Annotated in this window: 19 protein-coding genes; 8 read left to right on the top strand and 11 right to left on the bottom strand. The window is 60.8% G+C overall.

The annotated features are described in order from the left end of the window. The 3 genes from JZY08_RS16745 (at position 1) to uxuA (ending at position 3,749) form a co-directional block, all read left to right on the top strand. Entirely contained in the window at positions 1–1,407 is a 1,407-nt protein-coding gene (locus JZY08_RS16745) for a TRAP transporter large permease (RefSeq protein ID WP_003500812.1), read from the top strand. Positions 1,408–1,477: 70 nt separating this feature from the next. Next, entirely contained in the window at positions 1,478–2,524 is a 1,047-nt protein-coding gene (locus JZY08_RS16750; RefSeq protein WP_216332659.1) for an L-idonate 5-dehydrogenase, read from the top strand. Positions 2,525–2,540: 16 nt separating this feature from the next. Next, positions 2,541–3,749 carry a mannonate dehydratase gene (uxuA, locus tag JZY08_RS16755; protein ID WP_216332660.1) on the top strand — a complete coding sequence of 403 codons (1,209 nt, stop codon included), beginning with the start codon at positions 2,541–2,543 and terminating at the stop codon, positions 3,747–3,749. A gap of 27 nt (positions 3,750–3,776) precedes the next feature. Here the strand turns inward: uxuA and JZY08_RS16760 are convergent, their stop codons facing one another. After that, positions 3,777–4,130 carry an antibiotic resistance protein VanZ gene (locus JZY08_RS16760; RefSeq protein WP_253204125.1) on the bottom strand — a complete coding sequence of 118 codons (354 nt, stop codon included), beginning with the start codon at positions 4,128–4,130 and terminating at the stop codon, positions 3,777–3,779. A gap of 245 nt (positions 4,131–4,375) precedes the next feature. Between JZY08_RS16760 and JZY08_RS16765 the strand changes: the two genes are divergently transcribed. Together JZY08_RS16765 and aztD are read left to right on the top strand one after the other, a co-directional pair. Next, positions 4,376–5,887, top strand: coding sequence for an aldehyde dehydrogenase (NADP(+)) (locus JZY08_RS16765; protein ID WP_216332662.1), 1,512 nt, complete (start codon positions 4,376–4,378; stop codon positions 5,885–5,887). Positions 5,888–6,239: 352 nt separating this feature from the next. Continuing rightward, positions 6,240–7,490 carry a zinc metallochaperone AztD gene (gene aztD / locus JZY08_RS16770; RefSeq protein ID WP_216332663.1) on the top strand — a complete coding sequence of 417 codons (1,251 nt, stop codon included), beginning with the start codon at positions 6,240–6,242 and terminating at the stop codon, positions 7,488–7,490. Between the two features lie 76 nt (positions 7,491–7,566). Here aztD and JZY08_RS16775 read toward each other — a convergent pair whose 3' ends face one another. Genes JZY08_RS16775 through JZY08_RS16790 form a run of 4 tightly spaced genes read right to left on the bottom strand, consistent with a single transcriptional unit; the run spans position 7,567 to position 12,421 of the window. Further along, positions 7,567–8,565, bottom strand: a complete 999-nt coding sequence (locus JZY08_RS16775) for a TRAP transporter substrate-binding protein (RefSeq protein ID WP_216332665.1) — start codon at positions 8,563–8,565, stop codon at positions 7,567–7,569. 16 nt (positions 8,566–8,581) lie between these two features. After that, the gene (locus JZY08_RS16780) at positions 8,582–10,414 is read right to left on the bottom strand and encodes a TRAP transporter large permease subunit (protein ID WP_216332667.1); all 1,833 of its coding nucleotides are present in this window, start codon (positions 10,412–10,414) and stop codon (positions 8,582–8,584) included. A gap of 31 nt (positions 10,415–10,445) precedes the next feature. Then, entirely contained in the window at positions 10,446–11,573 is a 1,128-nt protein-coding gene (locus tag JZY08_RS16785) for an LLM class flavin-dependent oxidoreductase (RefSeq protein ID WP_216332669.1), read from the bottom strand. Then, positions 11,570–12,421 carry an ABC transporter substrate-binding protein gene (locus JZY08_RS16790; protein ID WP_216332670.1) on the bottom strand — a complete coding sequence of 284 codons (852 nt, stop codon included), beginning with the start codon at positions 12,419–12,421 and terminating at the stop codon, positions 11,570–11,572. Before JZY08_RS16790 ends, JZY08_RS16785 begins: the two co-directional genes overlap by 4 nt. A 211-nt stretch (positions 12,422–12,632) precedes the next feature. Here JZY08_RS16790 and JZY08_RS16795 point away from each other — a divergent pair, with 211 nt between their 5' ends. After that, complete coding sequence (locus tag JZY08_RS16795; RefSeq protein WP_003500789.1) at positions 12,633–12,998, top strand: helix-turn-helix transcriptional regulator; 366 nt, start codon at positions 12,633–12,635, stop codon at positions 12,996–12,998. Between the two features lies 1 nt (position 12,999). Continuing rightward, entirely contained in the window at positions 13,000–13,629 is a 630-nt protein-coding gene (locus JZY08_RS16800) for a glutathione S-transferase N-terminal domain-containing protein (protein WP_216332671.1), read from the top strand. A gap of 6 nt (positions 13,630–13,635) precedes the next feature. Here the strand turns inward: JZY08_RS16800 and JZY08_RS16805 are convergent, their stop codons facing one another. Both JZY08_RS16805 and JZY08_RS16810 read right to left on the bottom strand, forming a co-directional pair. Next, complete coding sequence (locus tag JZY08_RS16805; RefSeq protein WP_216333434.1) at positions 13,636–15,471, bottom strand: ABC transporter ATP-binding protein; 1,836 nt, start codon at positions 15,469–15,471, stop codon at positions 13,636–13,638. Positions 15,472–15,670: 199 nt separating this feature from the next. Further along, positions 15,671–16,867, bottom strand: coding sequence for an aminotransferase class V-fold PLP-dependent enzyme (locus JZY08_RS16810; RefSeq protein ID WP_216332672.1), 1,197 nt, complete (start codon positions 16,865–16,867; stop codon positions 15,671–15,673). Between the two features lie 89 nt (positions 16,868–16,956). Here JZY08_RS16810 and JZY08_RS16815 point away from each other — a divergent pair, with 89 nt between their 5' ends. Further along, on the top strand, positions 16,957–17,793 hold the full coding sequence (locus JZY08_RS16815) for an IclR family transcriptional regulator (RefSeq protein ID WP_164056764.1): 837 nt from the start codon (positions 16,957–16,959) through the stop codon (positions 17,791–17,793). A 6-nt stretch (positions 17,794–17,799) separates the two neighbouring features. Here JZY08_RS16815 and JZY08_RS16820 read toward each other — a convergent pair whose 3' ends face one another. The 4 genes from JZY08_RS16820 to JZY08_RS16835 all read right to left on the bottom strand — a co-directional run bounded on the left by JZY08_RS16820 (position 17,800) and on the right by JZY08_RS16835 (position 21,420). Continuing rightward, positions 17,800–18,294 carry a RidA family protein gene (locus JZY08_RS16820; RefSeq protein ID WP_216332673.1) on the bottom strand — a complete coding sequence of 165 codons (495 nt, stop codon included), beginning with the start codon at positions 18,292–18,294 and terminating at the stop codon, positions 17,800–17,802. Positions 18,295–18,378: 84 nt separating this feature from the next. Beyond that, positions 18,379–19,602, bottom strand: a complete 1,224-nt coding sequence (locus JZY08_RS16825; RefSeq protein WP_216332674.1) for an amidohydrolase/deacetylase family metallohydrolase — start codon at positions 19,600–19,602, stop codon at positions 18,379–18,381. Position 19,603: 1 nt separating this feature from the next. Further along, complete coding sequence (locus tag JZY08_RS16830; protein ID WP_003500772.1) at positions 19,604–20,479, bottom strand: ABC transporter permease; 876 nt, start codon at positions 20,477–20,479, stop codon at positions 19,604–19,606. Continuing rightward, positions 20,479–21,420, bottom strand: coding sequence for an ABC transporter permease (locus JZY08_RS16835; protein WP_035243569.1), 942 nt, complete (start codon positions 21,418–21,420; stop codon positions 20,479–20,481). The genes JZY08_RS16830 and JZY08_RS16835 overlap by 1 nt, the downstream gene beginning before the upstream one ends. Between the last annotated feature and the right edge of the window lie 155 nt (positions 21,421–21,575).

The following is a 21,575-nucleotide window of genomic DNA, read 5'->3' on the forward strand; positions in this document are numbered from 1 at the left end:
ATGCTTTTGCTCATCGGTTCATTTCTTCTGCTTCTCATCATCGGCACGCCGGTGGCCGTTTCCATGGCCGTCAGCTCGCTTCTTTATCTTGTCATCTACGGCGTCGCGCCGGATATAATCGCGGCTCAACGTATGATCGCCGGCGTCGAAAGCTTTCCGCTTATCGCCGTTCCGTTCTTTATCCTTGCCGGCAATCTGATGAATATCGCAGGGGTGACAAGCCGCATCTACCGCTTCGCGCTTGCGCTGGTTGGCTGGATGAAAGGCGGCCTGGCGCAGGTCAACATCATCGGTTCGGTGGTTTTTTCCGGCATGTCCGGAACCGCGCTTGCGGATGCTGCAGGCATCGGCACCATCGAGATCAAGGCCATGAAGGATCATGGTTATCCGGTCGATGCCGCCGTTGGCGTCACTGCCGCTTCGGCGACGCTCGGCCCGATCTTCCCGCCTTCACTACCCTTCGTGATCTACGGCATGATGGCCAACGCCTCGATCGGCGCGCTGTTCATGGCCGGCATCATCCCCGGCGTCGTCATGACCGTGCTGATGATGGTCACGGTCTATATTTTCGCAAAGCGAAAGGGCTGGGGTTCCGACACACCCTTCGAGCTGAAACAACTGCTTTCAGCCTCCTTGGAAATAGTAATCGTCTTCAGCTTCCCGGTCGCCGTCTATCTGATGATCCTTGCCGGCATGTCGCTCAATGTCGCGGTTCTTGTCGGCCTCGCCGTGCTTGTTGCCCTCGACTGGTATTACGATTTCTCCGCCGTGATGGCGTTGATGACGCCGGTACTTCTGATTGGCGGCATGACGATGGGCTGGTTCACGCCGACCGAAGCAGCGGTCGCCGCAGTCCTCTGGTCGCTTTTCCTGGGGTTGGTGCGCTACCGCACCATGACATTCAAGACTTTGGCCAAAGCCAGCTTCGATACCATCGAGACAACCGCGTCCGTTCTCTTCATCGTCACGGCGGCTTCGATCTTCGCATGGTTGCTGACGGTCAGTCAGGCCGCCCAGCTGTTTTCCGACTTCATGTTCGGCATGACGGACAATTGGTGGACCTTCCTCATCATCGTCAACATCCTGCTTCTGATTGTCGGCGCGTTTCTCGACACCATCGCCGCCATCAGCATTCTGGTGCCGATTCTGATGCCGGTCGCCGCGCGTTACGGTATCGATCCTGTCCATCTCGGACTGATTGTCACGCTGAACCTGATGATCGGTCTTTTGACCCCGCCTGTCGGCATGGTGCTGTTCGTGCTGTCGCGTATTTCGAAAATGTCGGTGGAGCGGACAACGCTCGCCATCTTGCCCTGGATGATCCCGCTTTTCGTGGCCCTGGCGCTGATCACGTTCATACCTCCGATCACACTGTGGTTGCCCACGCAGCTTGGCCTTATCCGCTGAACGAAACCAAGCTGCGCGGTCAGCGCCGCGCAGCTTTTTCAATAATGTATGCATTCGAAAGGACCCCGTCATGCAGACACGCGTGGCACGCCTATACGGCCGTGAAGATATTCGCGTCGAAACGCAAGACATGCAGGGCCCCGGCCCCGGCGAAGTGCTGCTCACCATGGCGGCGGGCGGCATTTGCGGCTCCGATCTTCATTATTATCAGGACGGCGGTTTCGGACCCGTCAGGGTACGTGAGCCCATCATCTGCGGCCACGAGGCATCCGGCCACGTGCGGGCGCTGGGGGACGGCGTCAGCGGACTTGCGATCGGCCAACTCGTCGCCGTCAATCCCTCGCAGCCCTGCGGCCATTGCCATTTCTGCCTGAAGGGCCAGCCGATCCATTGCCTTGAAATGCGCTTCATGGGCAGCGCCATGCGCCTGCCGCATGAGCAGGGCATGTTCCGCGACCGGCTGGTGGTTCCCGCCAAACAATGCGCGGCATTTTCAGACGCCACCTCGCCCGCCGAAGCGGCCTGCACCGAACCGCTCGCCGTCTGCCTGCATGCTGTGGCCCAGGCCGGCGACCTCAAGGATGCCAAGGTACTGGTGACCGGCGCTGGCCCGATCGGCCTGCTGACGATTGCCGCCGCCCGCCATGCCGGCGCAAGCATCATCGTCGCCACCGATCTCACAGACGCAGCACTGGAACGCGCGCCCGCCATGGGTGCGGACCGCACGATCAATGTCGCGAAGGACGCGGACGCGCTTTTACCCTATCAGGACAATAAGGGTTATTTCGACGTCATTTTCGATTGCTCCGCCGCAGGCCCCGCGCTTCGCACCGCCTTTGCCTGCGTACGTCCGCGCGGCACCATCGTGCAGGTGGGTGTTACCGGCGATATTACCATTCCGCTCAATGCGCTGGTGGGCAAGGAAATCTTCTGGCGCGGCTCGCAGCGTTTTCATGATGAATTCGCCATTGCCGCCCAGCTCATCTCGTCTCGCGGGATCGATGTGCGGCCGATCATTTCCCACAGCTTCCCGCTTGACGAGGCAAAAGCCGCCTTCGAACAGGCCGGAGACCGCTCCGCCGCCTGCAAGGTGCAACTGACATTTTCCGCAGAATGATATTTGAGGATTAAAGATGAGACATACATGGCGGTGGTTCGGCCCGGTCGACAAGGTCACGGTTCAGGACGCGGCTCAGGCAGGCGCGGAAGGCATCGTCAGTGCGCTGCACCACATCGCCACAGGTGATGTCTGGCCGGTGGACGAGATCGCCAAACGGCATGAGGCGATCAGGGCCGGCGGGCTTTATTGGGACGTGGTGGAAAGCGTGCCGGTCTCCGAAGACATCAAGACCCAGACGGGCGACTGGAAAAATCACATTGCCAACTGGCAGGAAACGCTGCGCCGCCTCTCCGCCTCCGGCATCCGCACCGTCTGCTACAACTTCATGCCGGTGCTGGACTGGACCCGCACCGATCTTCGCTGGGAAACCAGGCACGGCGCAAAGGCGATGCGCTTCGATCTTCCCGACTTCGCCGCCTTCGACATTCATATCCTGAAGCGCCCCGAGGCGAAGGCCGATTATCCTGAATGGCTGGTGGACGAAGCGGCGAAACGTTTCGCCGAGATGCCGGACACGAAGATCGCCGCGCTCGGGCGTAATATCGGCGCAGGCCTGCCCGGCTCGGCGGATGGTTACACGCTTGCCCAGCTTCTCGAAAAACTGCGCTCCTATCACGGCATCAACCGCGACAGGCTGCAACAGAACCTGATTGACTTTCTCTCGGAAGTGACGCCGGTTGCCGAGGAGGTGGGTATCAACATCTGCGCCCACGGCGATGATCCGCCATGGCCCCTGCTCGGCCTGCCGCGCATCCTCTCGACGGAGGCCGACTACGCCCATATGTTGTCCCAGGTGGACAGCCGCGCCAATGGTGTGACGCTGTGCACCGGCTCCCTCGGTGCGCGGGCGGATAACGACCTGCCCTTCATCGCCGGCCGCTTTGCCGATCGCATCCATTTCGTGCATCTGCGCAATGTGACACGCGACACGGACACCGTGCCGTGTTCTTTCTTCGAGGACGAACATTTGGAAGGCGGAACCGACATGGTCGCCGTCATCGCGGCACTTCTCTCAGAGGAAAGCCGCCGTCGCGCCGAAGGCCGTGAAGACCACACCATTCCAATGCGTCCCGACCACGGGCAGGAAATCCTCGACGATCTGACGCGCGGAGCACAGCCGGGTTATCCCGCCATCGGCCGGTTGAAGGGGCTGGCGGAGCTGCGCGGCATCGAACGCACGCTGTCGCATGGCCGCTTCGGGCTCGCAAGCCGAGGTCTCTGAGCAGGTGATATCGACCGCGAAGCCCCGTCAGCTTGCGGTCAATCGCGCCTTGAACTGAAGCCAGGAAAAAGCGGCAAGCCCGCCGGCGATGGCGCCGGCGGCTTTTACGGCTGCATCCGTCATATGCGGATGGCGCGTGGGCGACAGAAATTGAAGCGCCTCGATACCGAAAGCCGCCACCACACCGGCGACGACGACGGCAAGCCAGTAACGCGGATAGGCCAGCACAAAGGCAGCCGAACAGAAGGCGAAGGCGGCGGCGCGGTCGATGCCGACCGTCGTCAGCGTATGCGGCCGAAAGCCGATCGGGCAGACTGTAACGATCACGATCAGCAGAAACACCGACCAGGCGACATATTTCGGAAGTCTATTTGTCATCATGGCGTCACAATAGAGCGCCCCGCACGTAAACGGAAGCTCGTCTTTTTCACGCATCGCCCGATTAATCACACTTTTCGGTCAAATAGTTGCGAAACCGCCTTTCGTTGCGGCCCCACACGGGCTAAGGCAGAAGGCAACCGGGCGCGGATCGCGGCTGATGGCGTTCACGTTGTCGCCCTTCGGTCCGGTGTCACGGTGTCGGGTGGATTTTTCCACACAGGATCAGATTTTCAGGGAAGAGCACAATGAGTTTCAAGCCGCACGGCAAACATCTGGTTGCAGGAGAATGGGTCGCAACGGATGCAAAATTCCGCAGCGAACCTGCACATGGCGAGGCTTTCGATTTTTCGGTCGGCACCGTTGATCTGGTGAATGCGGCCTGTGAAGCAGCCGAAGAGGCTTTCTGGAGCTACGGCTACACCACCCGCGAAGAACGCGCAGCATTCCTCGATACGATTGCCGACGAGATCGAAGCACGCGCCGACGCCATCACGGAAATCGGCTCGTCCGAGACCGGCCTTCCCGCAGGACGCCTGCAGGGCGAGCGCGGCCGCACCGTTGGCCAGCTCCGCCTTTTCGCATCGCATATCCGCAAGGGCGACTATCTCGACCGCCGCCATGACGAAGCGCTGCCAGACCGCCAGCCGCTGCCGCGCCCGGATATCCGTCTGATGCAGCGCCCGATCGGCCCCGTCGCGGTCTTCGGCGCCTCCAACTTCCCGCTCGCCTTTTCGACGGCCGGTGGTGATACGGCCGCCGCTCTCGCAGCAGGCTGCCCTGTTGTGGTCAAGGGCCATTCCGCCCATCCCGGCACCGGCGAAATCGTTGCCGAAGCCGTTCTCGCCGCCGTCAAGAAGCACAACCTGCATCCCGGCGTTTTCTCGCTGATCCAGGGCGGCCGCCGCGATGTCGGTTCCGCGCTCGTCCAGCATCCGCGCATCAAGGCGGTCGGTTTCACCGGCTCGCTTGCCGGCGGCCGCGCGCTGTTCGATCTCTGCGCCCAGCGCCCCGAGCCGATCCCCTTCTTCGGCGAGCTCGGCTCCGTCAACCCGATGTTCCTGCTGCCGGAAGCCGTTTCCGCCCGCGGCGAGGCCATCGCCAAGGGCTGGGCGGGCTCGCTCACCATGGGTGCAGGCCAGTTCTGCACCAATCCCGGCGTCGCCGTCATTCTCTCCGAGCAGGCGGATGCGGTTGCTGAAACCGCGCGCGCAGCGCTCTCCGAAGTCGGCCCTCAGGTCATGCTGACCGACGGCATCGCCGCCGCCTATCGCGACGGCCGTGACCGCATCGCCGCGGGCAACGGCGTGCGCGACGTGCTGACCACCACCTGCAACCTGCGCAATGCAACGCCTTATCTTTACCGGGTTTCCGGCAAGGACTGGGTTGCCAACCACGCGCTTGCCGAAGAAGTCTTCGGGCCGCTCGGCCTGATCGTGACGGTCGACAGCACCGAAGAAATGCTCGAAGTGGCAAAGAGCTTCGAAGGCCAGCTGACGGCAACCCTGCATCTGGATGCCGGCGATGCTGAACTCGGCCGCAAGCTTCTGCCGATCCTGGAGCGCAAGGCCGGCCGCGTTCTCGCCAACGGTTTCCCGACCGGCGTTGAAGTTTCCGAAGCCATGGTTCACGGCGGCCCCTACCCGGCGTCGACGAACTTCGGCGCAACCTCTGTTGGCACCATGTCGATCCGCCGCTTCATGCGCCCGGTTTCCTACCAGAACATTCCTTCGGACGTTCTGCCCGAAGACATCCGCTAATCATTGCAAAGGCAGGCGCTGCAACGCGCCTGCCTTCAGCGTCGCAACCTCCCCCTTCCGTCATCCTCGCCCCTTGAGGCGAGGATCCACGCGCCGTTGTAGGATATGGATCCTCGGGTCAAGCCCGAGGATGACGTCGCGTTTGTGGCCTGACACGGAAGCCCCAGCTCTTCCGCGCGTCACCAATACATACTTCCAGATTTTCAGCAGTTCGACGTCCACGTCGGTTGACATGGACCCTGCGCATAATGCTAATACGTATCTTGTAACGTAATAACATTACAAGCATCCTCAAAGGCCTCGATACCGGCCCTTTATCAGCATGAGGATGACAACGTCTGGAAGGAACACCATGAGATTCTCCCTTCACCAGCAACTTGGCGTGGGCGCGCTCGCCACATGCCTGGCGCTGGCCACGTCCCTCACCTCCGGCATGGCGCATGCGGAAGAAAACAAGGACGGCGTAACAGCATGGCGGCTGTTCGTCGCCGATCACAGCGAGCCAGTCGTACGCGCAATCGATTTCGAAACCGGCAAGGAACTCGGGCGCTACGATCTGAAAGGATATGCGGCGCTGACCGCCAGCGCGTCGGGCAAGACGGTTTTCGCCACCCAGTCGGATGCCGACATGGTGCATGTGATCAAGTCCGGCATCGTCTTCTCCGATCACGGTGAGCATCGCGATCTGGACGTGGAAGATGCGGCGCTGCTGCCGGTCACCTTCGAGGGCAAGCGTCCTTTCCACGTCGTGCCGCATGACGACCATGCCATTCTTTTCTATGACCGTGGCGGCAAGGCGGAGATCATCGATGAAGCGGCCTTGCTGGATGGCAAGGCGAAGGTTCGCACCATCGATACGACAGCCCCGCATCACGGCGTTGCGGTGACGATGGGTCGTTACGTTCTGGTTTCCGTGCCCGATACTGAAATCGAAACAAAACCGGATACGCTGCCGCCCCGCATCGGTCTGCGCGTTCTCGACAGGGACGGAAAGCAGGTCGGCGAGCAGGCGGCATGCACCGATCTGCATGGCGAGGCGACCTCCGCACGACTTGCGGCCTTTGGTTGCAAGGAAGGCATTCTGGTTGCCCGGCCCGGCGGCACGGATGGCCCGAAGCTGGAGATGCTGGCCTATCCAGAGGATTTCCCGAAGGCCTATACCGGCACGCTGCTTGGCGGCAAATCCATGCAGTTCTTCCTCGGCAATTACGGCGAGGACAAGGTCGTCCTCATCGATCCAGACAGCAAGGATGCGTTCCGCCTCATCGAGTTGCCGACCCGGCGCGTCGACTTCATTCTCGATCCCGCCAATCCGCGCAACGCCTATATTCTAACGGAAGACGGCGACCTGCATGTGCTGGACGTGCTGGAAGGCGCCATTACCCGCAAGGCAAGGGTGACCGAACCCTATAGCAAGGATGGCCATTGGCGTGATCCGCGTCCGCGCCTTGCGGTTGCCGATGGTCAGGTGGCCATTTCCGACCCGCGCCACGCCCTTGTCCGCGTGGTGGATGCTGAAAGCCTGAAGGAGACCCGCACGGTTGCGGTGGAAGGCCAGCCCTTCTCCATCGTCGCCGTCGGCGGCTCGGGTGCTTCGCACTGATAGCAAACAAAAAACAACCCCGTGCGCCTTGCGGACGCACGGGGTTTACTTTTTGGACAGGGGCAGCCCGGTATTTTTATGCCGACTGCACAGCCTCAATCTTCTCAATGCCGCCGACCGTGCCGGCGAAATCCTTCCAGACACCCTGCGCGCCCTTGCGCCATTCGTCCAGGGCTTCCGGCTGCAACACCTTGCCGCCCTTCGAAAGGGCAAGTTCGACGGACTTTGCTTCGTCCTCAACGATCAGCTGGTTGAAATATTGCGCGCCCTCGCTGGATGCCTCCAGGAGAACCTTCTTCTCTTCGTCGTCCAGCTGGTTCCAGAACGTCGCGCCGTAATAAACGACGCCCGACGCCCAGATATGGCCGGTCTCGGTCATATAGGGCACGACCTCGTAAAGCTTGAACCCGGCATAGGCGGACTTGGTCAGATCCATGGCATCGGCGACACCGGTCACCAGCGCATTATAGGTCTCGGTGATCGGGATACCGACGGGCGTGGTGCCGAAGGCGCTCCAGAGCTTGGTGTGCAGCGGGCTCTGGATGACGCGGATTTTCTTGCCTTCCAGTTGCTCCGGTCTGGTCACCGGTTCCTTGGTCAGGAGATGGCGCGCGCCGTAATTGATGAAGTCTGCGGCAACGAATTGCTGCGCGCCGAGCTTCGTCTTCAGCTCGTTGCCGGTCTCGCCCGTCACCACCTTGCGCACATGGTCTGCATCGCGAAACAGGAAAGGCAGATCGAGGATCTGCAGCTCCGGCACCCAGCCGGAAAGCGAGGAGACGGTGGAAAGGCTCGCCTGAACCGATCCGAGACGGATATTTTCCGCCACTTCCTTTTCGCCGCCCAGCGCACCGCTCTTGACGATGTTGAAACGGAAACGGCCGGGCAGCTTAGCCTCCACCAGTTCGCTGATCTTCACCCAGATTTTCGTCTCCGGCTTGTCGTCGGCGAACAGGGAAGCGACCGTAATGCTACGGGTTTTGGCATTTGCACTGCGCACGAAGGCGGGCGTGGCAAACGTCGCTGCACCTATGGCAGAGAATTTCAGGAGATTGCGACGATCGATAATAGTCATGAATAAAACCCCGGATTTAGAACACAATGGCCCAGGCGCACAGAATGGCGAGGGAAACGAGAAGAGAGACAAGATAGGGAACGACGGCCCGGAAAAGCGCTGTCGCCGGAATGCGGGTGACGCCGCTGACCACGAAGATCAGCATGCCGAGCGGTGGCGTCAGGCCATGAATCATCAGATTGACCACGAGAATGACGCCGAAATAGATCGGATCGATACCAGCGGCCACTGCGGCGGGCAGTAGGATCGGGCCGAAGAGCAGGATGGCAGCACCAATATCCAGCACCAGCCCGACCACGAGCAGGATCAGGTTGGACAGCAGAAGCACCGCGATCTTGCTGCCACCGAGCAGGGTGACGAAATCGGTCACGAGGCCGGAGACGTTGTCCACCGCCAGCAGGAAGGCGAAAGGACCCGCCGTGCCGATCAGAAGGCCGATGGCCGCTGCCTCGCCGGCCGATTGCCGGAAGGTTGTAAAAATGCGACCCGCGCCCAGCCGGTACCCGAAGCCGAGAAGCAGCGTGTAGAGTGCTGCAAGTGCGGCCGCTTCCGTGGTGGTGACAATACCGATGCGGATGCCGACCACCACGATGACGCCGAGGCCGAAGGCGGGTATGGCGGCGATGGCGGAGCGCCAGCGTTCAACTCCCGTGGCGCGCGGCAGGGTATCGACGCTGCGCACGCTCAAATGGATCGCCACCGCAAGGCAGACCGCCATCAGCCCGCCGGCAAAGAAGCCGCCCACCAGCAGCGAACCGACCGATAGATTGGTGGCTGTGGCAAGGATCAAGAAAGCGATGGAGGGAGGGATGACGTTGTCGAGCACCGAGGTGGCGGCAATGATCGCACCCGCCTGCGCCGGTGGATAGCCGTGCTTGACGAGCTCCGGCTGGAAGGTGGAAGCGCCGAAGGCGGCGTTGGCGACCGAGGAGCCGGAGGCGCCGGAAAACAGCACGCTGGTCAGAAGCGTCGTCTGCGCCAGTCCCGCCCGCCGGTGTCCGACCATGGCGGCGGCGAAACGAACCAGCTGGTTGGCAACGCCCGATTCCGTCAGCAGGCTTCCGGCCAGCAGGAAGAAGGGGATGGCGAGCAGCAGGAATTTCGACATGCCGGTTACCGTCGAGGAAACGATGGCCGGCTCCGGCAAGGTGCTGCCGAAAGCGATCGCCACGTAAGCTGCGGCGAGGAAGGCATGGGCAAGCGGTGCCGCCAGCACCAGCCCCAACGCCGCCGTGAGCGCCAGAAACAGGCTTGGCGGCAGTGTCGTATCAACGAAAACTTCCGGAAGGCCAACATAGGCCACAAGTGCAATGGCGAGAGACGCGAGAACAGCAAGCACCTTGCCTTCACTGACACGCTGAAGCGCGAGATAGAGAAGGATCAGCGCGCCGCCAGCGCCGAGAAAGCCGAAACGTACCCATTCCGGCAAGCCGAGCGTCGGAGAGGTGCCGCCCAGCATTGCCGCGATTTCAACCCCGCCGAAGGCGAGGATGAGCGCCGCGACGAAGGAAAAGGCATCCGCCAGAACTTCGGTTGCGGCGTGAAAACGCTCAGGCAGAAACCGCACGAAAACATCGAGCCGCATGGCAAGCGCGCTTTTGAGGCTGAGCGGCGCGCCGACCGCGATCATCGCCACATGCAGCCAGATGCCGAGGTCTTCTGCGCCGATGAAGCCGGTGTGAAACAGATAACGCAGGGTGACATTGACCAGCACCACCGCGAGAAGCGTGGCAAGAATGGCGGCGGCGACCGCGCCGAGCGCCTTGTCCAGGACGGCAAGAGCCCGCGCGGCCGCGCGCTGCGGGCCGATGCGCCGTTGTGCAATTGTTGTTGCCGGACTTGCCGTCATGTCTTTTTTCTCCACTCCCGGAAGGCCATGCTCACGATGCCTTTGCAGAGAGGTCGCGATCGAACAAGGTCGACCAGGTGAATTGTTTGGCCGACGAGACTTCCCGCGATACATCAAGACGCGGCAGAACCTTTTCCCCGAAGCGGAAAGCCTCTTCCAGCAATGGCATGCCGGACAGAATAAAGGTATTCACACCCGCCTTTTTATAGGCTTCCAGCGTGCGGATGACCGTATCTGGCGAACCGACGATCGCGGTGCCCGGTCCCGGCCGCACAAGACCGATGCCGGCCCAGAGATTGGGGGCGATTTCCAGATCGCGCAGGTTCTCGGGCTTCTGCCCGCCATGCATCGCCGTCATGCGCTGCTGGCCAACGGAATCCGTCTTGCCGACGAAACGCTGGTTGGCGGCAATCGCGTTCGCATCCATACGCCCGTAAAGATCGGCGGCGGCGGCCCATGCCTCTTCATCCGTATCGCGGACGATGACATAAAGGCGAATGCCGTATTCCAGCTCGCGGCCGAGTTTCTCCGCCCGCGCCTTGACGAGATCGACCTTCGCGCCGATCTGGTCTGGCGTTTCGCCCCAGGAAAGATAGGTTTCGACGTGTTTGGCCGCAACGTCGATCGCCTTATCCGAAGAGCCGCCGAACCATAGCGGTGGTGGCTCTATGCCCTGCCCCACCGGCAACGCGAGCTTTGCGCCTTCGGTCTGGAAATGCCGTCCCTTGAAATCGACCGTCTCCCCGGCAAAAAGCCGGTGCCAGATCTGCAGATATTCATCCGCCATATCGTAACGCTCGTCATGCGGCATGGTCATGCCGTAAGCGCCGAGCATCTTGGCATCGCCCGAGACGACATTGATCAGCAGACGTCCGCGCGAAAACTCCTGAAGCGTCGCCGCCATCTTGGCGAGCAGCGTTGGCGCGACAAGGCCGGGATGAATGGCGACCAGAAACTTCAGCCGCTCGGTATAGGAAAGCAGCGCGCCCGCCAGAACCCAGACGTCATGCGCACCGGTGGCAAACAACGCGCCGGTGTAACCAAGCTGGTCATAGGCAAGCGCCAGCTGCTTGTAATAACCGAGATCGACCTTGCGGGAACCTTCTGGTTGCCAGGGATAAGCGCCATCGGGCGCGCACATGTACCAGAAAACATTCATCTGTCGCCTCCCGCGCTGGCTGATTGCCCCGTCAGAACCGGTAAAGAGAAATGACCGTGCCTGTAAAGCGTATCGGCCTCCTCCTGCTGTTCGGCAAGGATATTCTCAGTGGCGGGCACCACCGAAAGATCGCGCGAGCGCAGCACCTTTGCCCATGACTGCGCGTCGCCTTCGCTGCCCGGCTCGGCGGCAAGAAGGGCTGCGGCCCTGTCGATATCCGCCATGACGGCCCGGCCAACGCGGTCCAGTTCGGCGGCAATCGCCTCGCGCCTCTCCAGTGCCAAAGTGTGACGCGCAAGCGTCCAGAACAGCGAGCGGTTGGGAATGGTGGAGCCGCAACGGACCAGAAGACTGATCTCTTCATGGGTCAGGGCTTTTTCGAGCCGTGGCGACATCGTCACCCAGGCATCGACGCGGCCTTCCACGAGGTCGCGAAGGCTATCGCTGTCGCCGCTTTCGATGCGTGTCACGTCCGCTAGACCAAGCCCGGCCCCTTCCAGACTGCGCGCCAGAAGATAGGTGTGAAACGATCCGTCGATCAGCGATATGCGCTTTCCCGAGAGATCGGCGGCGGAACGGATCGGGCTGTCTCGCCGCACGAGGATCGCGCCGTTTGCTGGCCTCGGCGCAGAGGCGGCGATATAGGCTGCGGAAAGCCCGCGCGCATCCGCCTCAATGGGCGGGGTCGAGCCCGTGCCGCCGAAATGGATGTCGCTCTTTTCCAGAAGCGCCGCCGTATCGCGCCCTTCGTGATAGGGCACGAACTCCGGATCGAATTCTTCAAAAGCGCCGGGCCAGAGCCGGGCGAGCCGCAAATGCAGATTGTTGGGATGGACCCCGATTTTCATGTCGACACCTCATTTCGCAATCAATCTACTTTTTTATAGAATGTTTTCGAGGAATGTTTTGGCGATCCTTGTCCGGAAAGCGAAAGAGAAATCTACTAATCCTGTAGATTTTAAAAAATGCTTGATCTGGTCAAACGGGGATTAATCAAGCCATTGAAATTTATCGCGATACAATTTACTTTTTTATAGTTTGAAAAATGGGCCTGTAATCGTGACGAAACCGGTTTCCAATCTCATCTGCCGCAGCGTGGTGGAAGCGAGCGAGCTTTTGAAGCTTGTCGCCAACGCCAATCGCCTGGCCATCGTCTGTTATCTCATGGAAACGGAAGCCTCCGTTTCAGCACTTGAATATGAGCTCGGCATTCAGCAACCGACCCTTTCCCAGCAGCTTGCCGAATTGCGCGACGCCGGCGTGATCGAAGGCTCGCGGGAAGGCAAACAGGTGATCTATCGCGTCACCGATCCGCGCATCGTCCAGCTGGTTCTGACATTGCGCGGTCTTTATACTGATCTTTCCGACGTGACCGGCAAGAAAGGCAGGCGGGCTTTGCCGCTGGATGAGGCGATGTTCGATTAGCATGATCGACCTTTACACCTGGATCACCCCGAACGGCCTGAAAATCTCGATTGCGCTGGAAGAACTCGGCCTGCCCTATGTCAGCCGCGCCATCGACATCGAAAAAGGCGAGCAATTCTCAGCCGATTATACCCGCATCAATCCCGGCTCGAAAATCCCGGCGATCGCCGATCGCGATAACGGCACCATCCTGACGGAATCGAATGCGATCCTGATCTACCTCGCCGAAAAAGTCGGGCGGCTTCTGCCTGCCTCCAAGGCTGCGCGGCTGACCGTCACCGAATGGCTGATGTGGCAGGGCGCCAATTTTGGCCCGACACTCGGTTATGCCCATTATTTCCTGACCTATAATGCCGGACAGTCACCCTTTGCGGAGACGCGTTTCACGACGGATGTGGAGCGGCTATACAAGACATTGAACGACCGGCTGACAGGCCGGGAATTCATCGCCGGAGATTTCTCCATAGCCGATATCGCCATCTGGCCATGGGTCTCGCGTTTCGCGCGCCACAAAATCGACCTCGACGATTTTCCGGCGGTACAGCAATGGTATCGCCAGCTCGGACAGCGCGAAACTTTCCAGCGCGGCTACCGTGTGCCTTTCGCGACGTCCGACGTACCGGGTCTTTAACCTGCTTTAACAGGCGACAAGGTGGCCGGGCGAGACCTCGCGATACTCACGCGGCTTCACCACGTAGTCGACCACGCGGATCGGGCTTTTCAGCTCGTCATTCGCGGCATTCCGCCGGGTATTTCTGCGGTCCGGATCCGGCACCGGCACGGCGGCCATCAGCTTGCGGGTGTAATCATGCTGCGGATTGTCGAAGACCGCCGCGCGCGGGCCGATCTCGACGATTTCGCCGAGATACATCACCGCCACCCGGTGGCTGACACGTTCCACCACTGCCATGTCATGGCTGATGAACAGGAAGGCGAGATCGAGGCTCTGCTGCAAATCCAGCATCAGGTTGATGACCTGCGCCTTGATCGAAACATCAAGCGCCGAAACGCTCTCATCGGCGACAATCACCTTCGGCTGAAGCGCAAGCGCGCGGGCGATGCAGATGCGCTGGCGCTGGCCGCCCGAGAATTCGTGGGGGTAACGCGCCGCCATATCGGGCGAGAGACCGACTTTTTTGAGCATGTCGGCCACCACGTCCTTCGCCTCGCGGGCGCTTCCCATGCGGTGCTCCAGAAACGGTTCGGCAATCGCCGCACCCACCGTCATGCGTGGATTGAGCGAGGCGAAGGGGTCCTGAAAGATCATCTGCACCGTCTTGCGCATCTCGCGCATGCCTGATTTGTCGAGAGCGAGAATATTCTCGCCATTGACCACCACCGAGCCGGCATCCGGCTCGATCAGCCGCATGATGGCTCGTCCCGTCGTCGATTTGCCGCAACCGCTTTCGCCGACCAATGATAATGTTTCGCCGGCTCGCAGATCAAAGGACACATTTTCCACCGCATGCACGCGGCCGCTGAGCCGTCCCAAAAGGCCGGAGTGAATGTCGAAGCGCTTGGTCAGCCCTTCCACCTTCAGCACTGGCTGGGCACTCGCATCGACGGTATCGCCCGGGCGCGCCGGCTGCTGCGTTTCCCCTGTAGTTGTGTTGACGATGGGAAACCGGAGCGGTCTTTCCTCACCCGTCATGGAACCGAGAACCGGGACGGCGGACAAAAGCGCGCGGGTATAGGGATGTTTGCCGCGATGGAAAATATCGGCCGTCGCGCCGACTTCCACCTGCTCGCCGCGATACATGACGACGGTGCGGTCGGCGATCTCAGCCACCACGCCCATATCATGGGTGATGAACAGAACCGACGTGCCTTCCTCTTCCTGCAGCGTCTTGATGAGGTCCAGTATCTGGCCCTGAATGGTCACGTCGAGCGCCGTCGTCGGCTCGTCGGCAATCAGCAGCTTCGGCCGGGACGCAAGCGCCATGGCGATCATCACGCGCTGGCGCATGCCGCCGGAAAAACGATGCGGATATTCATCGAAACGCGATGAGGCCGAAGGAATACGGACTTTTTCGAGAAGGCGGATCGTCTCAGCCCGCGCATCCGCCCTGGACATCGGCTGGTGACACAGCAAGGCCTCGGAAATCTGGTCGCCGATGGTGAATAGCGGATTGAGGCTGGTCATCGGCTCCTGAAAGATCATCGCGACCTCGTTGCCCCGCACCTGCCGCATGGCATCTTCTGAAAGGGACAGCAGGTTGCGCCCACCAAGCAGGATTTCGCCCTGAACCCTGCTGCTTTCCCGATCCAGCAACCGCATGATGGAGAGCGAGGTGACGCTTTTGCCCGAGCCACTTTCACCGACGATCGCGACCGTCTCGCCCGGCCCGACATCGAAGGAAATATCACGCACCACGGGTTTCCAGCCGCCATCCACGTGAAAGGACGTGGTGAGATTGCGGACGGAAAGCACGGCATCTTCGGCACCAAGGGGTACTGCCTGCGGCATGGTCATGATCGTTCCCTTCTTTTCTTCTCGTTTGAACTGCTTCAAATTTCTTCTCCCCGCCTGGGAGAAGGTGGCCCGAAGGGTCGGATGAGGGGGCAAGCTCTCCGAATGTCGCTGACGTCGCCCCCTCATCCCGCTGCCGCGACCTTCTCCCCGGCGGGGAGAAGAAATACGCGGCACCCGCTCGTTCCATATGCAGTCGTTATTAATCCGGCCAGCGCAGCATGCCATCGAAACGGTGGCGGCTGCGGTCGTCGAACGGAGTTGCAATCACCTCGTTGGAGGCGCGCGCCTTGTCCAGTTCCTCCGCCAGACGCGACGCCACGATGGTTTCCTGTCCGGGATGAAGGTTGCATGGGTCAAGATAGAAATAGCGATGCTCCACCTCGTGGTCGCGGGTAATGATCGGCGGGTTGCCTCTCGCTAGTGCCGTCGTCAGGTCCCAGGCGGTGATATGCGCTTCCTCGGCATTGATGATAACGCGCAGCCTGTCGAGCGGGTTATTGGTCGGATCCGGCTCGATCAGCGCCGTCACGCCCGGACGACCATCCAGCGTATCCTTCCAGAGATTGAGATAGCCGGTCTCACGCTCACGGATGCCGGCATGGTCGCGCTTTTCCCAGGCTTCCAGTGCCGCCATGACGCCATAGATGCTTTCCTTGCCGACCTTCATGCCGCGGCCGATGCCCATATTCTGCAGGAAGGCGTTGCGCACCAGTTCCTTTTTGCCGGCCACGATGCCGGAGGTGGGGCCGCCGAGGAACTTGTGGCCGGAATAGAGCACGACATCCGCACCCGTGGCCAGAAACAGCTCCAGATCATATTCGGAAGCCGCATCAACGATAACCGGCACGCCCTTGGCGTGTGCAATCTCGACAAATTCGGAAAGATGCAGCAGGCCGTAATCGACCACATGGTGCGAGATGACATAAACCGCCGCCGCCGTCTTGTCGGTGATGGCGTTTTCCATGTGAAAACGATGAGTGGACGTCGCCTGCCCGACCAGGACCACCTTGCCACCGGCGAGCCGGATTGCCTGATCCACCGGCGCGCCGTAGCTCACCACATGCCCCATCTGCACCAGTACCTCGTTCTTTTCCGGCGCGGTATCAGGCAGCTTTTCGATGGCCAGGAGATTGTTACCGGTAATGGCCCCCGCAACCGCAAGGCTGATGCCGGAAGAGCAGGATGCTGTCACGAAACCGGCCTCGCCGCCCGTCAGCCTTGCGATGATCGCGCTTGCCGTGCGCTGCAGATCGTTAATCTCGACGAATTGCGGCAGGATCGCCGCCATGGCCTCAACTGCCTCAGGAACGACAATGGAAGCGCCAAGCGACGTCATGGTGCCCGAGACGTTGATGACCGGGCGAAGGCCGATCCTGCTTCTGATATCCTCGGTCATGTCTTTCTCCTGTCTTTGCGATGCGATGGGCATCGACATATATGCCATAATAATGTAATAGCTTCTCAAAACTCATGAGGAGCCGGAAATTGGACGCCCATAGACTGGACGAATTGTCTTCACCCGCCCTGTCCCCGACCGAGGAAAACCCGGACGCGAAAGGGGCCAAGCGCTCGCGCGTCAGCGGTATCGACCGCGCGCTTCAGGTGATTGATTACCTTTACGAAACCGGATCGCCAGCCGGCGCTTACGCCATTGCCAAGGCAATCAAGGCGCCGCTTTCCACCGTCTATGTGATCGTTGACGATCTTGTCGAAAAGAACATGCTGGCGCGCAATGCCGATGGCAACATCTGGCTCGGCGCGCGGCTTTATCACTACGGCCTTGCCTATGCCCGCTCGCTGGATTTCATGGGTGTCGCGACCCACGAAATGCATGATCTCTGCCGCCATGCGGGCGAGACCGTCCAGCTTTGCGGCCGCGATGGCGACCATATGCTGGTGCTGGCCATGGCCGATGGTCCCAGCCATTTTCAGGTTGCCTCGCGCGTCGGCACCCGCGTTCCCTTGAACTGGACGGCGTCGGGCCGGCTGCTCGTTGGGCATCTGCCGGAGGCGGAACGCGTGGAACTGTTCAAACGCTGCGCCCGCACCTCGCCCACGGGTCGCGCGGAAATCAACCCGGAGACCCTGTCGCAATCGGCGGGCGCTGCCTTCCACGACCGGCTGTCGATACAGGTCGCCGAGTCCGACTACGCCGTAGCCTGCATCGCCTCGCCGATCTGCGACAACAGGGGCGAATGCGTGGCGACGATTTCCATCGTGCTGCCGGAACAGAAGGTGCTGGCGGACGAGAACCACTACACCGAACAGGTCAGGGTTTCGGCCGAAAGGATCGAGAAGCTGATGGGCTGGCGCAACCATTGAACGGCCTCAATCCCTCAGCGCGATGATCGCTTCAATCTCAACGGTGATGTTGCCCGGCAGCGAGCCGAAACCAACGGCGGAGCGGGCGTGCTGTCCCGCATCGCCGAACACATCGATGAAGAGATCGGAGCAGCCATTGATGACGCTCGGATGATCGCGGAAATCGCTGACGGCATTGACCATGCCGAGCAGCTTGACCACCTTCTTCACCCGCGACAGGTCCCCCAGCGCCTCATGCATGACGGCAAGAAGATTGATGCCGGTGAGGCGCGCATGCTCGTACGCCTCATCCAGCCCGATCTCGGCACCTACCTTGCCGGCGTAGAGGTGTCCGTTCTCCTCCCTCGGGCCTTGTCCCGAAAGATAAAGCATATTGCCTTCCACCACATGCGTGACGAAATTGGCGATCGGCGGCGGCGGTGGCGGCAGCGAGATGCCGAGCGCGGCAAGCCGGTCGTAGGGCGAATGACGCCCCTCTGCCTCAAGCGAAGACTGTTTCACGCGAATTCCTCATAATGCCGGGACGGGTATCCAATAATCTCTGCGGAAGGCGGAGAGACTGCCCCTCCGCGCCTCCAATCTGGTTCAGCGCCAGGAATAACCATGGCTGTGGCGCACGAGCTTGCGCGCTCTTGGCACATAACGGCTCGCAGCAATGGCCTCTGCACCGATAACCGCGTAACGCGGCTCGAACAGCCGCTTCAGACGCGAAACGTCGCCATTGGAATCGGTCGCTTCCAGATCGGCATCGACAAGATCGAAAACCGTGAAATCGGCGCGCTGACCGACATCGAGGCGGTTTTCCATGTCGAGGCGGATGATGGAGGCGGGATTGCGGGTGACGGCCTCGACGACATTTTCGAAAGGCATATCCACCGAAAGCAGCTTCGACATGGTCGTCGCCAGATCCCACACCGGGAAATTCATAGAATGGCCGTGCAAATCCGTGGAGATTGAGAAGGGCAAAAGGCCGCGCGCAATCGCCGATTCCGCCACCTTGAAGGAGAAGGATGCGCCGCCGTGACCGATATCCAGCCGGATGCCTTCACCGGCGCAGCGTTCCGCGAGATTGAACAGGTCCTCGTCTTCCATGATGCTGGAGCCGGACTTGCCGTTGAAGCAGTGGGTCACGACATCGCCGGGGCCGAGAATTTCCAGCACCTCGTCGTAGAGCGCAGGCGGTTCGCCCACATGCACCATCATCGGCACTTTCAGGATCTTGGCGATCTTCTTGCCGAGCTTGACCGGCGTCACACCCCAGGAGCCGGTGATGACATGGCTCGCCCGCACCTTGAGGCCGACAATATGTTCGCTGTTTTCGGCGTAACATTCGATGATACGATCGAGATCGATATCCTTGATGTCGCGCAGTTCCGGCACGCGGTTGCAGGCGACGAGCCCGATGGAGCCGAGATTGAGGAAGGCCTTGATGCGCTCCCTCGAGGGCTCGATGATATATTCGCGGAAACCGTGGAAATTCGCTTCTCCCGCCGAACCGGCATCCACCAGGGTCGTGACGCCGCGCTCGGCCCCGCATTCGGAGGGGCGGATGGAAATATCAGTGCCGCCGTGCCAGATATGCACGTGCAGATCCACCCAGCCGGGCGAGATAAAGGCACCCTTGGCATCGATGCGCTGCGCATCCGCCGGCGCCTGAAGGGCAGGCCCGACCGCGGCGATCTTGCCGTCGCCGCCGATCAGAATATCGGTCGAGGCCTGTGGCGCGCCCTTTCCGAAGCCGACGGGTTTCACATTGGAGAGAAGAATGGGAGCTTGAAGAGGCGCTTTCGCCTGTTCACCGGACGTCATATTACAAATCCCTTCGCAGTCTTGGGTCGAGCATGTCCCGCAGCCCATCGCCGACCATTTGCAGCGAGAGCACGGAAAGAATGATGGCAAAGCCGGGGAAATAGGTCATCCAGTCCGCCTGGCCGATATATTGGCGGCCGGCGGAGATCATGGTTCCCCAGGTCGGAATTTCGGGGCTGACACCAAGCCCCAGGAATGAAAGCCCAGCCTCGGCCAGCATGGCGCTGGCGAAAAGGAAGGTGCATTGCACGAGGATTGGCGAGATCAGATTGCGCAGCACATGCCGCGTCATGATGTGGAAGGTGGAGATGCCGAGCGCCTTGGCCGCTTCCACATAGGGCAGTTCCCGGATCACCAGCGTCGAAGCGCGCACGATGCGGGCAAGACGCGGTGAGTAGACGACGGCAAGTGCGATGATGACAGTCGTCAGCGACGGGCCGAGCGCGGCCACCAGCGCGATAGCCAGCAGAATATCCGGAAACGCCATCATGGCATCGATCAACCGCGCGATCGGCGTATCCAGCTTCTGGAAGAAACCGGCAAGCAGGCCGAGCGTGATGCCGATCAACGCCGAGAGCGCCACCACGGCGGCCCCAACGAGAAGCGATAGCCTTCCGGCAAAGATGGTGCGGGAAAAGACGTCACGGCCGAATTCGTCAGTGCCGAACCAGTAGAGTTCGCTCGGCGGTTTCAGGCGATTGACGATCGACAGTTTCGACGGTGAATAAGGCGCGATCATCGGCGCGAAAACGGCGAGCAGCACGAAAACAAGCAGCACGATCAGACCGGCGGCGACCGTCTTGCGCTTCAAGAGACGCCGAATGAACAGGACGGTCGGGTTGCGCGCCGGCTGGGCGGTGGAGGTGATATCGGCCATCAGTAACGAACCCTCGGATCGACCAGCAGATACAGCATGTCGATGGCAAAATTGATGAGCACGTAAAGCCCGGCGATGACGAGAAGCGCGCCCTGAATGACCGGATAATCGCGTCTCAACACGGCCGACACGACGAGATTGCCGATGCCGGGCAGGCCGAAGACGGTTTCCGTGACGACCGCGCCGGAAATCAGCACGGCGGCGGTGAGACCAAGCACGGTCAGGATGGGAATGAGCGCATTCTTCAGCGCATGTTTCATCACCACCCGCCGCTCCTTGACACCCTTGGCTCTGGCGGTGCGGACATAATCGTCGCCGAGAACATCCAGCATCGAGGCGCGGGTGAAACGCAGAATGAGGGCCGAGGAAACGAGGCCGAGCGCGATTGCCGGCAAGGTCAGGTGATACATGCGCTCGAGGAAGCTTGCGCCTGGACCTCCATATCCTGAGACCGGGAACATATCGAGCCGGACGGCGAAGAACTGCATGAGGATGAGGCCGAGCCAGAAGCTTGGAATGCTCGCCGCCAGCATCGCAATGGTGGTGGCGGCCTGATCCACGAAGGAACCGCGCCGGTAAGCGGCATAAATGCCGATGGGAAGCGCGATGGCACTGGCGATCAGCAGCGAAAAGATCGTCAGGAAGAAGGTCGGTTCCGCCCGATCCAAAAGTGCTGCGCCAACCGGCATGTTGAGAAAGATCGACTGGCCGAGATCGCCCTTCAGCAATTGCCCGATATAATAGACATATTGCACGCCAAGCGACTGATCGAGACCGAGCCGGGTGCGCAGCTCCGTTATGTCCTGCGCCGAGGCATCCGGCCCCAGCATCACCGCAGCCGGATCTCCGGGCGTGACGCGCAGGATGACGAAAACGATGGTGACGACGAGGAACATCACCACGATCATTCCGGCAAGTCTCTGGAAAATATACCGTATCACGTATGTATGCTCCAAAGCGCGTGATGGGCCGCTATCAGGCGACGGTTGAATAGAGTTGTCGATGAGCGCCGGCAATTCCGGCACTCACGGTCGTAAAATCGAACGTCTCTTCCCACGTCCGCTTTATACTCCACCCTCATTCCTGTGCTCGTCAC

Origin of the sequence: Rhizobium sp. X9, assembly GCF_018873185.1 — a bacterium.
In the GTDB taxonomy this organism is placed as follows: domain Bacteria; phylum Pseudomonadota; class Alphaproteobacteria; order Rhizobiales; family Rhizobiaceae; genus Agrobacterium; species Agrobacterium oryzihabitans.